Origin of the sequence: Roseibium alexandrii DFL-11, from assembly GCF_000158095.2 — a bacterium.
Classification (GTDB): Bacteria; Pseudomonadota; Alphaproteobacteria; order Rhizobiales; family Stappiaceae; genus Roseibium; species Roseibium alexandrii.
In genome coordinates, this window is record NZ_CM011002.1 from 1,968,397 (window position 1) to 1,985,241 (window position 16,845).

The following is a 16,845-nucleotide window of genomic DNA, read 5'->3' on the forward strand; positions in this document are numbered from 1 at the left end:
TTCGTTTTGCCGTTTGAGGCGCTATCTCCTTGCGATCCGGATAGGACAGCATGCTGTTTCAAGTCCGCGCACGCCAGCCCTGAGCCTCCCATTGCCCCATGAAAATTCCCCTTGCGGCCGCAGCTTCAGGCATGGCTGAGAACACACAGACTTCGCTGACCCGTTCCGGCGACCCTTCATGCCACCAGTATCCCGGAGAGGATGATCGCTTCTTCTTTTTTTCCGTCTCTGGCCAGACCAGTATGTGTGCTGGCACTTCATTCGAAGCCACCAGATCTGTCCATGGAATGCACAGGCCCGCTTCATCACTCTCAAGGTCGGGAAGCGTCATCGCAACGTTGTAGGGCGGCTCATCTATCGTAGCCCTGATGTCCGCTGAGCAATTTGTGACGCTGTTGAGGAAGTGACGCCGCGTGCTTTCGCCCGCAAGGAACGTCAGCAGGTCAAGCTCCAGGCGATCCATGATTTCATCGATCTGGAAAATAACATCGTTGCTGAATTGCTCGACATGCATCGACATCAAAACAGCCAACGGGAAGGTCCGGCCCATGGTGTCTGCGGATCCGGCAACAAGTCCAATCCAGGCGCGGTCATCGAGATGATTGGCTGGCAGCGCAAATCGCCAGACCGGGGCACTGAAGTAGGCGCTGTGCCAGGTTTGCGGCGCAGCGGTCTTACATGCGTGAAGCCAGTTGCTCACGGTGTTCGCCCAAGCGTCGGTTACCCGCGCCGGCAATCCCTCGAAGACAAAATCTCGTTCGGCGGGGCGTTTGCCAAAAAAGCCGCAGATATGCATGCGCCCCAGCCTCCCTGGTTCTTTAGGGTCAATAGTATTGTCCGGCCGATGCCCTTACAGCGCTGGTGGGCACCGGAACGATGAATAGAGCCCAAGGTTGAACGGGTTCACAACGCTACCGGCACTCAAGGCGAAGCTGCCCTTGTAGCTGACATCAACCGTCTTGGTGCCGTTGTCGATCCGTTGTTCCTTCTTCACAACCTTTTCGACCGAGAACTCGAACCGGTCGCGGCCACGGACCCGAGACAAGCCAGATGCACTCAACAGCCGGAAAATCGCCCATGTGCCTTCCTTGAGGATCGTGGTCTTGGAATTGTCCAGAAGTGTGATCGACAGTTCCGCGGTGCTCGCATCAGCCTGGCTCGGCCAACTGAAGTCCTTGCCGCGCACCGGACCGTGCCGGTAAACAATCGAATCGTCGTCAATCTTCAAAGTCGAGCGCAGGGCTTCCGGGTCCAGGAAGGACGGCCGGATCGTGAATTTGGTCTCCGGACTGCTGCCGCCTTTGGCAAAGAACGCTTCCTTGATTGTCTGAGACGTGGAAATCTGGTTGAGCGTTTCCTGAGCCAAGCCCAGGCCCGCACCTTGCGTCTGGATCGGGCTGAACTGGCGCCGGCGCACCACGATAAACGGTTTCAGATAGTCGTTGTAAAACGCATCCATGACACCGGACGGGCCGAGCAGATCAGTGAAATCTTCCAGGCTGACGTCTTCTTGCGCATCCGGATCGAACGGGTACCGCCCAGCGATGATGGACGTACAGGCTGGTACGACTTCATCTTTCCATCGGCCGTTCAGATAGAGATAGGCAGATTTGTTCAAAAGATCCCACGTACGATTGACGATCGAAAGGACCATCGACCGCACCGGTTCGGGTTTGGTGGACGCTTCCGCCCGCAAGGTCGTGAAGGAATCGGTGGTCGGGGTTTGCGCTCTTCCCTTGACCAAATCGTAAGCAGCTTTTGTAGGGTCCGGAGCCGTCACAACTCCGGACACGTTGCCATAAAGATCGCCGAACAGCTGCTGAACACGGTCGAGTGTCTGAGTGCTCGTCGGATCGGTCAGGTTGTTCAGCGGCCGGAAGGCATTTTCAATTGCAAGTCCAGGCCAAGGCGCATCCCCGAACGCAGTTTCAACTGCCGCCTTTTGAGCTGCTTCGCTGGCAGAGGCTGCGAGACTGGTTGCCGCACCTGACGATGCTGCGGAGGCGGCCTGTGTCGCTGCCTGGTTTTGCTGGGAACCAGGAAGCGGCAGCTGGGTGTTTTCGCGCAGGATATTCAGAACATTTGTGAGTGGCGAATCCGGGCTCGACAAGTCCTGCAGGACAATCTGGGCCCGGCCGAGCGAGCCGATTTCCACGACGCGGATATAGCTGATCCCTTCACGCCAGGCCTGGATGTAATCCTGCGTGTACATCCGGACGATTTCCTGGGCGAGCCGGTTATAGGTCGTCTCACTGACGCTATCCCCGAGCACCCAGTCAGACCCAATCGATGACCGGATGTATTCCGGCAGCCGGGCCAGGAAGAAGTTGTAAAAACCGTTCTTGGTGTAAAGGCCCGGGATCAGGCTGCGGCCACCTGCTGTCGCACTGTCGATGAACAGCGCACCGGCCCCGAGCGAGCGCGTCAGATTGATTGGTGCGACCCGGTAACGCTGTGCGGAATCCGTCACCATGCGGTTATAGATTTCGCTTGCTTGTGGAACGCGCTGGATCCTGTCGCGGGCTTCCTGGACGATCGGCTGGTCAACGGCCGTCTTTATCGGCAGGAGCTGAATCAGGTTGTTCATGTGCTCCTGCATTGCGCCCCGGTTTTCCGGGTTGAGCACGAACGCGGCCTCGTTCTGCGAACGGAAGGCACTCCTGACCTTGTCGGCGTTGTAGTTCTGACCGGTCGTCAGCATGAGGTAGGTTTCGAGCTGATCCCGCAGGAGCGCGGAATTGCTGCCCGTGGTGTTCGAGACCAGTTGGATCTGCGCTTCCAGGCGCGAGGCAATCGACGGCAGAAGATACTCGGTCAGATAAGAATCGTAGGTCTTCGTTGCAGCCGGCAACAACTTGGACTGGGACTCGATCGAAAACGGTGTGACCGTAAGCCAATTCTCCTGCTCGATCACTTCATCGCGCAGCGCCTTGGCTGCGTTGAGTGTCGGCAGAATGCTGATCAAGGATCGATTTTGATCCGCTTCCGTGCGCAGAATACGGAGCCGATCCGTCAACTCTTCCACTTCCTCTGCGGTCTCTTCTGCGTGATTGAGACCTGCCAGCCAGTAAGCTGACATACCGATTACAAGGGCGCACAGAGCAGCCAAACCACCGGCGTAGACAGCAGCCAGCCGACGCTCCAGACCTGTGTTGACGCCGACCAGGTTTTGCTCAGGAAAGACAATATTGGAGAGCAGGTTCTTGATGAAATAGGCTTTGCCCTGCCCGCTGAGCGGCATCTGATGCGATGGGGCCAGCTGGAAACTTCGGCCCATTGCACCGAGCAAACGATCGAACGGCGTCCCTTCCTGCGTTCCGGACGTGAAATAGACGCCCCGCAACAAAGGCTGCGCTTCATACCGGCTGGACCGGAAAACATCCGCCAGAAAACTCCGCAAAACCGTGGAAAGAGAGCCGAACTCATAAGGAAAGCCGTAAATGCGGCAGCGGCGGCTGTTGTTCCGTTCTTCACTCAGCGTGCCCGGCAGGTCCTTTTCCAGACGTGCCACAAGATCCGTGAATCCGGCCTCGAACGCTGGTCCAACCGTGATCTGTTGTGGGTCATAGGGCAGCGTAACGCCCCAGACTTGATCCCGCTCGCGTTGCTTCAGGTCGTCGAAATACTCGTCAAACCCGGCGATCAGGTCACACTTGGTGAACATGACATAGACCGGCAGCCGCATGCCGAATGTCCGGTGCAGTTCGCGCAGCCGCTGACGCAGAATTTCCGCCTGACGCTTCCGGCTGTCCTCGTCCGCAACGGCCACATCCTCAATGCTGATGGTCAGCAGAATGCCGTTGACCGGACGCCGTCTGCGGAACTTCAGAATCAGCTCGAGAAAACCATTCCAGGCCGCGGCATCAACGCCCTTGTTGACGTCCTGCGTCGTGTACCGGCCGGCCGTGTCGATCATCACGGCTTCATTGGAAATCCACCAATCACAGTTGCGCGTGCCGCCAATGCCCTGCAGCGCCTCCTGCCCGTGTTCGGCGAGCGGGTATTCCAGGCCAGAATTGCGCAAGATGGTGGTTTTACCGGTGCCGGGCGGGCCGATGATGATGTACCACGGCAGTTCAAACAGGAAATTCCGGCGCCGCTTGCCGTCCAGCGGGTTGTCGCGCAACTTCTGCAGGGCAGCTTCGAAGCGCTCCCGGATCAGCTCGACTTCATCGGCCGACATGTCCGTTCCCATGGACACCAATTCGTCATTGGCGAGCATGGAATTGATGAGCTTGGCATTCGCCCGGCGTGCCAGAACATGGCGCAGGAATGTAATGAGGAAAAACAGAACAAAGAGCGCGACGATCGCAATGATCCGCGGCTCGGTCTGCGCAAACGGCGTGAAGCCCGCAATCGTGACGATGCCGCCAAAGAAATAGATGGCAACCGATACGATGATCAGCAGCAAGAGAATAAGCAGGCTTACCGGTCTCAAAAGGCTTGCGAAATACGTCCTGATCATACCCGCCGCCCCTATTTCACTTCGAGCGCTTCAATGGCGCTCAACGGGGGGACGATTTCACCTTCCAGCATGAAATCGCTGTAGGCCCAGGCAATAAAAAGGATCGACACAGCAATAATGCCGATGATCCATATTGGCGGCAGAATGCTCACCTTCCGACCGCCCTTGTGGCCTTCAGACACTTTCGACAGCGGCTGGTCCGGCTTGATGCGCGTGTTCCGCTTGATCAGCCGCGACAGTTCGTTGCGCAGATCTTCCAGCTGATCCCGGCCGCCTTCCAAAACCCGGTAACGGCCTTCGAATCCGAGCATCAGGCACGCGTGCAGCAAAACAAGCAAAGGCATCTTGCGCGGCGCATCGCCCTTGATCCGGTCCAAAATGCCAAAGAACTTTTCGCCGCCCCAGGTCTCATTGTGAAACTGGTTGAGCAGACTGTTGGAACTCCACTCACTGCGGCTGCCCCAGGGCGTCATCAAGACCGTCTCATCAACGGTTGCACACAGAACATAGCGCGCAGCGATGATGTCACCGGCTTCTACGCCTTCCTTTTGCGCCGTTTGCTCAAACTTGTCGATTTCAGCCACGACTTCGCGGCGGAGCGAGACGACATCGGCGCGGTCAATCGCACTGCGCAAGTGCGCTATCAGCAGCAGCAGCGGTGATGCCGCGCGGACCAGAACGCGTTCCGGGATGCGGTCGAAAAGGCGAACGATCGATGTTGCTGCTTCAACCGAAGATCCATTCTGCGTGGCCGGAGCAGACGGGTCAGGCTGAGCTTGCTGCGCGGGTTGGGCGACGGAAGGCTGGCTGACGAACGCAACAGTCGGTTCATCGCCCGGATCGCCCGCACCTGCCGAGCCCTGCGCCATGGACGTACGTGCCCGCGGCGACAAGCGCTGCGCTACGGTCGGTTGGTCCAGGTCGTCATTCGTCATAAGCTGCTAAGTCACTTGCCTTTATGGATTGCCCAAAGCTCTAGCCCCAACCCCGGATAGTCGCCGCTCAAGTGTAACGCGAATGCGGCTGTGGTCTGCATTTGCGGCCAAAGTTCATTGTCGGTATCCAACGAAAAGTAGACCGCGTTCTGGATATACGGGATTTGGCGGGGGGCCACTGAGAGTGGCGAGATCCCAATCCCGGGCAGCTGCAGGTTGACCAACTCGCGAATCTTTTCGACCGGCCCGACCTTGATCTGGATAGGCATCTGCTTGCGCAGGGTTTCCAGATCCACGTTTGCATAGGCAATCAGCACAAAGGAGCGCGCCTGGAATACCATCCGGTCTGAGGTTTCGCCCAGCCAGATCCCGTATTCCCGTTTTGTGAGCGGAATGCTGACCGCGTTCTGCTCGACAACAAAGCTGAGCAGGTTGCGCAGGACGGCGACAAGGCCCTGATAGGTCATCCGCAGATCACGATGATCATAAATCGGTATTTCCGGAGGGCGGCGTGTATCAGTGCCGTAGGCCGAAATCTCGCCGATCAGCGAAATCAGGTCGCGGTAAACCATCTCGGGCATGTGCCGTCCCGACATAATCAGATGACCGATAACAACTTCGTAGCGGTTCACCACGCCGAGCATCATGAGGTCCATGAGGCCGTTGCGGGTGCTGCTGCCCTGCCCTGCCGCATTGCTAGCCATCATTTCGCCGCGCTTGCGCAGAAGGCTGCGCACTTCTTCAAGATGCGCCAGCAACGGCTTGCTGGCTGCAACGAAATTCACCGGGGGGATAAATGTGCCGGAAAGTTGCACACCTCCTTGCGCGTCCACACCTTCAATCTCGGCGATCGGCAGATTGGCGGTCTCATCAAGGTTTTCACCTTCGAGGATCAAACGGGCTGTCAGTGTTCCAACCGCGATATTGGCTGGTGGGCGGTCAGCTTCTGCCGTGTTGCGCGCCTCGGACATATGCCTTGTGTAGCGCTGTTTGCCTTGCGCTTCGTCGCCGACTTCCAGCCCGCCGACGGATTTCAAAGGCACAGCCAGATAGATCTTTTTGCCTTGATGTTCTGACGTTATTTCGCGCGCGCCTGCAACCTTGTGCAGGAGCGAGGTGTTGAAGACAGATCCGTCCGGAAACACGATGTCCGCGTCCGCGATCTGAATCTGGCCGATCCGCAAGGCATCCGGATCAAACTCAAGTTTCCGCACGCCCCAGCTGTAGGGCGCCTGGTCTTTCACCCGGTGCTCAAGATTGGTTTCGATCCAGCGGTCATATTGCTGGAGGTGCTGGGGCCGGAGAAACATTCCCTCCAGCCAGAGCGGTTTGCCGCTTGCGTTCAATGCACTCCCCTGCGCTTCTCACCAAGTTTCATGATTCGAACCTAACGGCAAAATACCGACGTTGCGGAGTATCTTCTAATTGATTCCGCTGTGCAAACTCAATTCGTTAGGAAACCCATGCGGGATCTGTCCTAAAAGACGCCCAACCGGCGGTTTCGAAGCTTTTGTATTCGAACAGCAAGAGTGGTCAGATAGATGACAAACTCATTTTTCTTTTCTTGTTCGAGTTCGATCGAGTCCTGCCACTGAGCGGACTCAATATCCCGGAATGCAGCGACAACCCCGATGTAGCGGGCTTCACTGGAGATACTGCGGTTATAGTCGACCGTCTGTCCCGGTGTCAGCTCGTATTCCGCACTTCCGACCAAGTCACCGCCCAACAATTTCTTGTCGTTGTCCGCGAAGTCAAAAAAGCTGCCATTCTGAAAGGCCGTCAGCTCTTTCAACTCGTAAACCCTGACCACAACCGGTGCCGGATCGCCATTTTCGTTGGGGTTCACGTTGGCATCGGCCTGCAGCTCGATCTTGATCGGTGTCGGCTTTGCGGTCCTTGCACACCCTGCAGAAATGACAATGGGCACTCCAAGAAGTCCGATGCAGGCTGATCGTCGGGTCAGGCTCATTTTTTCCTCTTGTTCCAATAATCGTCGGACATCCGCCGCGCCTGCTCTTCCTGCACTTGCGTGAAGGCTTCCATGATCATCTGCCGCACGAGCGCTTCGTAATCCTTGCGCAAGTGATCATATGTATTGCGCGCCGTATCCCACTTGTCACGACGTCCCCCAAGACTTCTTAGGCGCAATGCCCCGTCACCGTCACCGGATTGCGCCAAAGCTTCTGGGGATAATTTTTCAAACATCAACCGCATCGCCCGTTGCATGGCGGACATGACGACCATCGAATGGCTCTGCAAGTCCTGAAACGCATGACGGGTTGCCTGTGCTGGCGACAGATACCCTTCGGTTCTGGTCAAAAGCATTTCATCCAACGCAAGTTCGCCAACCTTGAAGTACTTAAACGGGTTGTTTTCTTTCGGTTCAATCCGGGTTTCATCAATCCGGAATTCCGATTTCACAACCTTTCGTGCGGCCATCATGGACACGAGGCCAGACGCCATTTCGCGAACCATGGCGCCGACATCCTCCAGGATTTGATCGCGGATAGCTTCGGGAACATCGGCTTCCGAAAACCCCATGGCTCTCAACAGGACCTGTAGATCCTCATCGCTGCGCGGTCCGGTCGGCATCGGGATGTTCGGTATCTCTTGAACAGGCGCAGCGGGTTGCTGTTCTGATGCCGCTGGAGACACCGGAAGTGGTTGAGCGGGCATCGGCTGAGCCGGTATTGGCGGTTGTTGCGCGGCCAAAGGCATCGGCTGCGGCGCTCCCGCCAGACGGGCTTCATCCTTGTCCGCACCCTTTGCCTTGGCATCAAGCGCTGCGACCCGCTGTTCTCTGCGCGCCTTGAGCGCGTCGAGGTGGGAGAGACCGCCTGCGGTTCCTGGTCCCGGCATCGGCGGCATCATCGAGGAAACGGGTGCGTTCGATCCAGCACTCTGCGGCATTGGCGGAAGTGGCGCTGATGTGGAAGCCGGCTGGGCGGCGCCCTGTGTAGAGACCGGAGCTGGAGCTTGCGACGCTTGTTGCGCGCCAAAGGAAAAATCGTCTGGAATGGCCGATTGCGCAGCTGGTTCAGGCGCAGCTGGCTGAGACGGCATCGGAGACGCCCCTTGCGCAGCAGGTGAACCTGGAAGCGGGCCGCCTGGAAGGGACGACCAGAAGTCGTCAGGAATGCCGCCCGAAGCTGGCGGCGTGGCAGCTGGCGCGGGCGTAGTACTTGGTTGTTGTTGAGCCGGCTCGGCCGGCGGCGATGCCACCGGTTGAGGCGAAACGCTGGCAGCGGCTGGTTGCGGCGGTTGGGCGATGGGTGCGGCGGCGGCTTGCGGCGGGACTGGCGCTGCCGGTGGAACAACAACCGGCGCCTGCGCGCCAGCCTGCATGAAGTCTTGCGGGATTTGCTGCGAGGATGCCGGCGGGGCGGCCCTCACCGGCTGAGGCGCTGGGTCCCTGCCACCAAGATAGTCCAGTGGATCCAGAGACTGTTTGCCCTTTGGAGGTGCACCATAGGTCTGTCCCGGTGCCAGAAATTGCGCATCCGGAGTAAAATCGGGTTGCGGCTCCATTGCAGCGGCTTGCTGAACCTGTGGCTGTGCGACGGCAACAGGTGCGGATTGCATGGGTTGCTGCGCTGTGACGAGTTCTGCAGTTATTTCATAAGGGCCTGCAGTCAGGACAGTCCCCGGCCCCAGCGGAATAGACCGGCCGCGGCCAATTGGCTGCTCCTGTCCGGCAAGAAATGTCCCGTTGGTGCTCTCGTCAATCAGCAAGAATGCGCCACCTTGAAACACAACGCGCGCATGTATGGATGACAATATCCGATTGGGATCAGGAAGAACCCAGTCGCACTTTTTTGAGCGCCCAAAGGTTCCACCGGAGGGCCCGTACCGGAACTGACTGCCCAAAGCCGCGCAGGTCAGGATCAACTCACTGCTCATGACACCATCAGACCGTTGGATTGTTTATCGGCAGGCCCCGTCCCGGGCACATGACCACTCGTTTTCGGCGTAGCATGTTCCTGCTCACCGGTATAGTCCGGCCCGCTCCCCAAAGGCAGACCCGTCAACTGAACAGGATTTTCCAGTTGGCTGTCTTCCTCGGCATCGAGCCACAGAGAAACACCCAGCCGAATATCGCCTACTTTTCCGGCTGTCACCGTGTCCTCCTTGAAGACGAATTGCAGATCCCAATCAAGTGGGTCCCGCATGACCATCGCCAAAAGTTCGGCAATTTCGGGGTGCCGCTCTCCACCGGGCATGAACGGTTTGAGTTTTTCATAAGACGCAGGGCCCATCCGGACGGTGAATTTGCCAAGGTCGTCTTCGACCTCTTCGCCAAGCACCATGTCCCCGCCAAGTAGGGTATTTCGAACGCCCAAAGAGATCTGGCTGTCTTCACCCATCACCACATGGCGGTTCACATACTCGATGATTTCGCACGGCACCTTGAAGAAACTCGACAAGACCGATGCGACAGCCTCGGCGGAGTTCGAGTACAACGACATCAGACCAACATGCGGCAGCAGCGCTGATCTTGCGACGGATCCGATTTCCGCCCGGTCCTCGATCGGAAACCCGCACAAGGCCAGGAAGCATTTGGACGTCGCATCAAGGCCATGGTCTTCAAACCGGATGTAGTGCCGGGAGCGGCGCCAAATCTGGTAAAGCAGGATCGTCAGGCGGTGATTGAACAAATCCAAAAGGTCTTCGAGAGAAGACGGGTTTTCATCACTCTCGATGATCCGTTCCGTAACGTTCGGCGGCAACGGCGAGGCCGGACCATAAAGGCCCAGAAAATTCACCCGGATATCAAATTTGTCGCGGGCTTCGTTATAAGAGATCTCGGAAACATCACTGGCACCGAAACTGAGCGAGCGGGTGGCACGAAACTGGATAGGCTCATCCTTCGGCGCATGGCCCGGACCCATCTTGTTGACGTCCGCATGCATCAGGCCGATGAGGTAGACGAGCTGAAAGAATTGGCTGTGCGCAAGGTGCCCGGCAAGAGCTTGGTGTTTATCCGTTGCCTCGACAACTTCCGTCATAGCTGCGCCGCGCTCCCTTCCTTCGGATCCCAGTTCAAAAGCGTGTTGCTGTCGGTCCCGATCATCGAGAGGCGATGCAGACTGTTGATGCTGGCATAGGATTTCAAAAAGCGGTCCAAAACACAGCCGAAGAGGTACATTTCCGCCTCGCCGCCCATTTCACTCTCGGCGAGCCGAAGCACAAGTTCATAGGCCCGGACTGGACGGCCATTGCGGAAGATATCGACGCTGCGCCGTTCGAAACTCTTGAAGCTTTGGAGCAAGAGGTCTCGCTGAAGCGCGGCCTGCCGGTCCACATTCGCCCGGAAATCATAGGCTCCGATCACTGTGCGCAACGCTTCGACGTCGATCAGCGATGCATAGTTGCGGGAGAGGTTGGCAATCAACGTCCACAGGATCCGGTCATCAAGCGGTGGTGGAACCTCGCCCAAAATCCGGGTGATGTTTGTGAACACAAGTTTGGCTGGTGTCTCCGATGTCGGCTGGTTGACCGAGCCAATGCCGAACTTGCCCGCGTGCTCCCCGTTGGAGCAAAGCAGATTGAGAGAGATCGTTTCAGTGAGCGGTTCCCCGGATTTGTTCAACCGGGTGACGAACGAAATGTAGTGGTCAATCCCACTTCCGAGAACAGATGGCTTGATGGTCGCACGGTAGTAGAGCTTGTCCGGATCCGCCCCGGAAGAATCATGCGAGAAGGACTCGAACGCCTGATAATCGATCCTTTTGCTGCTTCCTTGCACCCAACCGGTCACGGACAAAACATCATGGACGCTGCGCAGTTCCCGGCCGCCGAGGGGCCGCACCGGATACTCACTGCGATCATGCGACACCAGAAGCGCCTGGCCTTCGGCCTCAAACAGATTGACCGCCGGCGTGGTGTTCAACTGGATCTGGTGCGGCATCACCCGGCTGAGGTTGGAAAAGCCCTGATTGAATTGAAACACCAGCTTGAAGCTGTCCGCGGTGACGCGGGCGTATTTCTCAAGGCCGCGGATGCGGACATACATGAACTTTTCAGGGCAGGAGAAGTACTCCTGCATGATCCGGAATCCGTCAAATGAGCCTTCCGGATAGGGCAGGCTCGCTTCGTCGCGCTCAAACCCGACCGGTTCCAGAACCACGTCCGCGGTGATCGGGTCCTGTCCCTTTGGCAACAGCTGAACCGACCTCAATCGCTTCATCAGATAGAGGTAAAGCTGCTGCGCCGTGTTGGTCTCGCCTTGGCCGCCGAGATAAAGGGTCAGCGGGGCAGCTGCCAATGCAGCCAGGCCCGCGCCAGCCGTTTTCGTAAAGGACAATTCGAGCGATGCGCTGTCCTTGCGATTGTCCAGGTTGGTTTCGCTGATCTCCAGCGGAAGGACATTCAAGTCCAGCGTTGTGCGGAACGGCACCGCTTCGCCGTTCATGGACGCTGTCTTGACCGACGTCCCCTTAGGAACGCGAATGGCAAGTTCGGAAACATCCGGTGCGTGCCGGAATTTCAATGTCGTCATCGGCGGGACAGGCCGCAGATAATGCGGCCAGATCAGCTTGAGCAGCGAATGCGCCACTTCCGGCATTTCGGCATCAAGACGCTGACGCAGCCGTCCGACGAGAAACGCAAAGCCTTCCATGAGCCGTTCGACATCCGGGTCTGTCGGGTCATCGGCAAGATACTTGGACAGGCGCGGGTTCGCCTTGGCAAACTCGGCTCCGAGTTCCTTGAGATAGCTGAGTTCATCCCTGTAGTAGGAATTGACCGACATCCAGCACGTATCCTTTTACGGCTTAAGCAGTGAGGCGCACCTTGCCTGAGCTGTCCAGCACAGAATCAAAACGCACGCGAACCTGCCGCGTACCATATTTCAAGTCTGCCTCAACGTTGAACACAAACTCCAGCGGACGGTTAGGATCCTCGATGGTCCTGACCACCGGATTGCTCAATCGCGGTTCGAATTTGATGATTTGCTGTTCAATATCCCGGCACAGCTCTGCAGCCGTGTCCTTGTGGCTCTGGTTGACGGCGTTGAAGTCCGTCAACCCGTAGTCAGGCCGCGTTTCACAGCAGCCTGCCATTGAGTTCAACAGGATACGCAGGTCGGCGAGAATACTGTCCATCAGCGCCGCCTCATGTTGATCCAGCGACTTGAACTCGTTTTTTAATACATCGCCTTCAAGACGCTGAAAAAGGGAAACCGCCACAGCAGAAGTCCTCTTGAAGCAACACAGGGCACCAAACGATTGGCGCCCTGTGAAAGGTCATTCGTCAAGACACTGACAGACTTAAGCCTTGTCGAGCTTGCCTTTCAAGGACAGTGTGAAGTCTGCCCCCATGTACTTGAAGTGCGGTTGCACCGCCATCGACACGCTGTACCAGCCTGGTTCGCCCTCAACATCCGCAACGGTGATCGACGCCTTGCGCAGCGGACGGCGCGAACGTACGTCTGCGGACGGGTTGTCCTGGTCAGATACGTACTGACGGATCCAGTTGTTCAGCTCGGACTGCAGTTCGTTGCGGTCTTTCCAGCTGCCGATGTTCTCCCGCTGCAGAACCTTGATGTAATGCGCCAAGCGGTTGATGATCATCATATAGGGCAGCTGTGTGCCGAGCTTGTAATTCAGCTCCGCATCCTTGGCTTCCGGATTGTTGCCGAAGAACTTCGGCTTCTGAACCGAGTTTGCCGAGAAGAACGCAGCGTTGTCGGAACCTTTGCGCATGGTCAGAGAGATAAAGCCCTGCTCAGCAAGTTCGTATTCCTTACGGTCGGAAACCAGAACTTCTGTCGGGATCTTGCTCTGCAGCTGCCCCATGGCCTCAAAGGTGTGGACCGGCAGATCCTCGACCGCACCGCCAGACTGAGGACCGATAATGTTCGGGCACCAGCGGAATTTGGCAAAGCTGTCCGTCAGCTTGGTCGCCATTGCAAACGCTGCATTGCCCCAGAGGTAGTTCTCGCTCTTGGAACCAGACTCTTCCTCGTAGTTGAAGGCCTTGACCGGTGTGGTCTCAGGGCCGTACGGGGTGCGCAGCATGAAGCGCGGCATGGCAAGCGCGAAATAACGGGAATCTTCGGACTCGCGGAACGAGTTCCATTTCGCGTATTTCGGCCCTTCAAAAATGGACTCCATGTCCTTGAGGTTCGGTATTTCCTCAAAGGTATCCACACCGAACATGGCCGGTGCAGCCGCGGCGATGAATGGGGCATGCGACATGGACCCAACGCTGGCGCAATACTGAGCCAGCTTGATGTCTTGTGAGCCGGGGCCGAAATCGTAGTTCGTCACGACAGCGCCAACCGGCTGACCACCGAACTGGCCATATTCAGCGGTGTAAATGTGCTTGTAGAGGCCGGACTTCACGACTTCCGGGCTGTCTTCAAAATCTTCCAGCAGCTCGTCTTTGGAGACGCTCATCATTTCGATTTTGATGTTCTGGCGGAAATCGGTCCGGTCCACGACGAACTTCATGCTGCGCCAAGCGGATTCCAGCGTCTTGAAGTCTTCATTGTGGATGATCTGATCGACTTGGTCCGACAGTTTCTTGTCGATCTCGGTGATCATCATGTCGACGGCAGCGCCAGAGACCTGACTTTGACCGTCTGTCGGCTTCAGAAGTTCGGAAATGAATGCAGCAACGCCCTTTTTGGCGACGTCATAACCATCGTCACTCGGAGCGAGTTTGGTTTCCTGCAAAATCTGGTCAAGCAACGAGGCGTCGAGTTCCTCGGTTTGCGCGCCGGCGCCCTGTTGCTGGTTTTCGGTGTCAGCCATGTTCACGGTCTCTGATCTTGCTGTGGTCCGGGAAAGATGAAATCAGCGCGCGCCGGTTGCGCCGCCGATTTGATTGGCACTTATTCGCCGTCGCCGGATTTGCCGGTGGAGTTGGTAAGTTCGGCCAGAAGTTTTTCGCGGGCAGCCTCATCGCCGAGAACATTCTGGATTGCCTTGCGGAACGCCGGAACGTTGCCCAATGGCCCTTTCAAGGCGACAAGCGCCTCACGCAGCTCCAGAAGCTTGTTGAGTTCCGGTGTCTGACGCACAACGGATTCAGGAGAGAAATCGGCCAGGCTTTCGATCTTCAGCGAAACAGAAAGCTTTTCCGGCTCTTCGCCTTCCTGCTGTTCGACCAGCTTGTTGTCTGTCGCCATGTCCAGCTTCAACTCGTGGCTTTTCATCACCTCGTTGAAGTTGTCCTTGTTGATGTTGATAAGGGACCGGTCCTCGACTGGCGTGTCGTCGGGACGCATGGTGTAATCCCCAAGCATGACGAGCTTCAGCGGAAGTTCAACTTCTTCCTTGGCGTCTCCCGTCGCGGGCTTGTACTTGATATTCACCCGCTCCTTGGGAGCGACGGAGGATTCTTTGGACATGCCTTCTCCTTAACGTCAGTCGAGCTTCCGATGTCACTTACGGAAATCATGTTTTAAAACTGGTGTTCCCCTGTCTGGGGGCACTCTAGAACTGTTTCATGTCAAATCTGTCTAGAAGAGTCTTAAAAAAGACCTCTCAAAGACATGACTTTTTTCAAAAGGCACACAACAAGACCACTTTGCGCGGTCAGCGCTTGCCCGTCAACTCGGCAGCCGCGCCGAGGTCCAGTATCGATAAAGTTTCCATGACAGAGGCCTTCAAAGGCACCAAATCATTGTCAGAAATGACCTGACGGATGTTTTTGTGGTTGAGGCTACGCCATGAGAGCCGGGCCAATTCGACGACCAAGTCCGGCTCCCAGGCCGCAAGATTCGCATCTTCTGCCGTCTTTCGAAGCCGCGACAATTGAGCGACCAACGGCTGAAGAACATCGAATTGCAGGCACAGTTCGCTCAGTTTCAGCTGCCCACGGAACCAGTCCCGCTCCGCCCGGCAGCCGGCGCAATAGTCTTTCAAGACCGCCAATCCCTCAACAACCTTACCGGCCTGAGCCAGGCTGGCGGCTGTTGATGCGGCTCCCGTAAGCGGGTCTGCTCCACCACTTGCGCCGCCGCCGGCGGCAACACTCTCATTAATCCATGCTTTCGTTTCACCGCTCGCAAACGGGGTTCCGTCGCTGAAAGATAGGGCCAGCACGTCCGGCAAGCGTTTCAAGAAACCGGCCAGCTCCCCCTCGACCAACAGACGCGCGGCATCATAGTCGCTGCCGAGCGCGCTCATAGCCTCGCAAATCATGAAGTGCGCATCGATCCAGAAGGGCGACGACATGAACGTGCCTTCAGCTGATTGGATCAACCCGAGATGGTTTCCGGCCCCCTTGAGCGCTTGCAGTTCCGCAATCCTGTTTTTCTGAGGCGGCGGCAGGCTGGATTTCCCGCTGTTGACCGGCGGCATCACGGTGATCCGGCCCCAGACAGCAAATCGGGCACACAAATACCCTCTTGGATCCTGCGGCGCGTGTTGCCGGCTGCTGGACGCCACCTTTCCGGCCGCATTGAACAATGACGTAAATGCTGCATCCGCGTCGCCGTCAACAGCAACCTCCGGCACCGCAATCGGCACAGCGCTCGGGTTTGGCGAGGCTGTTTGCGGCGCAGGCGCTGCAGACTGTGCCGGTTCAACAGCCCCGGTAGCAGGCTCCGCTGCAGCTGCAGCATTTGCCGGAGCACTGCCTGACGCCGCCTCACTCGCCGGGCTGGCAGCAGCCCCCCCGCCAGCTTCCTTGGCTTCTTCTGCGGCTTTGGCCGCCGCTTCCGCCTCGGCTTTCTTTCGCGCCTCCTCCTCAAGCACCGACCGCACGTTTTTTGCAATCGGGCGGAGCGCGCGGATCAACGGACCAAGAGCTGCTTGCGATTTGGTGAATTTCTGTTCGAGAGCGGTATCAAGCTCAAGCAGGTAGTCATGCGCCTGAAGCGCAGCCAGCCCCTGATCGCCCTCTGGCGTCTTTCCCTCGACAAGTGACCCGAGTTTTTCTGCAAACCAGTCGAAGGCCCCTGCCCGGCCGCGTTCGCGGCGCACCGGTGGCGTCATGTCTTCCCAATGGTCCTTGGACATGTCTTCGAGGATCTTGACGCCAATCGCGAGACCCTTGAAATCTTCCTCCAGAAAAAGACCGTAAGCGAGCCGGGTCGCCAGAACGAGATCCTTCGAGTTTTCCTTCAAGACATCGACGGTCTTCTCGTTGAGCATCTTCCAGTTGACGGCAGACGGCCCATCTATCTCCATTTTCCGGAATTCGGCTTCAAGCTCTTCGAATTCGGGACTGTCGCGGAACTCTTCCTGCGCATCTGTATTCGCCAGAGCGACCTTGCCGACCTCTGCCCGCGGATCGGACAACTCAGGAATTACAATCTCTTCAGCCATTTGAGTATTCCCTTGTCACAGCCCGCATCATCATGATCTCCCGGCGGCCCAATTCGGCGCTGCCGGATCACCGGTCCAGGCTCGGAACATATACCGCCACGTCATTGACAGGAAACACCCGTTGCGTTCTTCATTTCATAAGATTTTCATGCTTCAAGGGAAATCC

At 57.3% G+C, this 16,845-nt stretch carries 12 protein-coding genes; all 12 read right to left on the reverse strand.

Going from position 1 to position 16,845, the window contains the following annotated elements; translation table 11 throughout:
• Window positions 1–58 precede the first annotated feature (58 nt).
• The 12 genes from tagF to SADFL11_RS09100 all read right to left on the reverse strand — a co-directional run bounded on the left by tagF (window position 59) and on the right by SADFL11_RS09100 (window position 16,679).
• On the reverse strand, window positions 59–796 hold the full coding sequence (gene tagF, locus SADFL11_RS09045) for a type VI secretion system-associated protein TagF (RefSeq protein WP_040451781.1): 738 nt from the start codon (window positions 794–796) through the stop codon (window positions 59–61).
• Between the two features lie 54 nt (window positions 797–850).
• Window positions 851–4,465, reverse strand: a complete 3,615-nt coding sequence (gene tssM / locus SADFL11_RS09050; protein WP_008197388.1) for a type VI secretion system membrane subunit TssM — start codon at window positions 4,463–4,465, stop codon at window positions 851–853.
• An 11-nt stretch (window positions 4,466–4,476) separates the two neighbouring features.
• A complete protein-coding gene (icmH, locus tag SADFL11_RS09055; protein ID WP_008195533.1) occupies window positions 4,477–5,400 on the reverse strand; it encodes a type IVB secretion system protein IcmH/DotU in 924 nt (307 codons plus the stop codon).
• Window positions 5,401–5,411: 11 nt separating this feature from the next.
• On the reverse strand, window positions 5,412–6,746 hold the full coding sequence (tssK, locus tag SADFL11_RS09060) for a type VI secretion system baseplate subunit TssK (protein WP_040451780.1): 1,335 nt from the start codon (window positions 6,744–6,746) through the stop codon (window positions 5,412–5,414).
• 131 nt (window positions 6,747–6,877) lie between these two features.
• Complete coding sequence (gene tssJ, locus SADFL11_RS09065) at window positions 6,878–7,369, reverse strand: type VI secretion system lipoprotein TssJ (RefSeq protein ID WP_050776091.1); 492 nt, start codon at window positions 7,367–7,369, stop codon at window positions 6,878–6,880.
• Window positions 7,366–9,300, reverse strand: coding sequence for a type VI secretion system-associated FHA domain protein TagH (tagH, locus tag SADFL11_RS09070; protein WP_008196624.1), 1,935 nt, complete (start codon window positions 9,298–9,300; stop codon window positions 7,366–7,368). Before tagH ends, tssJ begins: the two co-directional genes overlap by 4 nt.
• On the reverse strand, window positions 9,297–10,406 hold the full coding sequence (gene tssG, locus SADFL11_RS09075; RefSeq protein WP_008188892.1) for a type VI secretion system baseplate subunit TssG: 1,110 nt from the start codon (window positions 10,404–10,406) through the stop codon (window positions 9,297–9,299). The genes tagH and tssG overlap by 4 nt, the downstream gene beginning before the upstream one ends.
• Window positions 10,403–12,151: a type VI secretion system baseplate subunit TssF gene (tssF, locus tag SADFL11_RS09080; protein ID WP_008194986.1), complete on the reverse strand. Its 1,749-nt coding sequence runs from the start codon at window positions 12,149–12,151 to the stop codon at window positions 10,403–10,405. Before tssF ends, tssG begins: the two co-directional genes overlap by 4 nt.
• A gap of 22 nt (window positions 12,152–12,173) precedes the next feature.
• Window positions 12,174–12,587 (reverse strand): type VI secretion system baseplate subunit TssE, encoded by a 414-nt coding sequence (tssE, locus tag SADFL11_RS09085; RefSeq protein ID WP_008193203.1) that lies wholly within the window; start codon window positions 12,585–12,587, stop codon window positions 12,174–12,176.
• Window positions 12,588–12,668: 81 nt separating this feature from the next.
• Window positions 12,669–14,156: a type VI secretion system contractile sheath large subunit gene (tssC, locus tag SADFL11_RS09090; RefSeq protein WP_008195274.1), complete on the reverse strand. Its 1,488-nt coding sequence runs from the start codon at window positions 14,154–14,156 to the stop codon at window positions 12,669–12,671.
• Between the two features lie 80 nt (window positions 14,157–14,236).
• Window positions 14,237–14,755: a type VI secretion system contractile sheath small subunit gene (tssB, locus tag SADFL11_RS09095; protein ID WP_008191100.1), complete on the reverse strand. Its 519-nt coding sequence runs from the start codon at window positions 14,753–14,755 to the stop codon at window positions 14,237–14,239.
• A gap of 187 nt (window positions 14,756–14,942) precedes the next feature.
• Window positions 14,943–16,679, reverse strand: coding sequence for a TssA family type VI secretion system protein (locus tag SADFL11_RS09100; RefSeq protein ID WP_008190482.1), 1,737 nt, complete (start codon window positions 16,677–16,679; stop codon window positions 14,943–14,945).
• Between the last annotated feature and the right edge of the window lie 166 nt (window positions 16,680–16,845).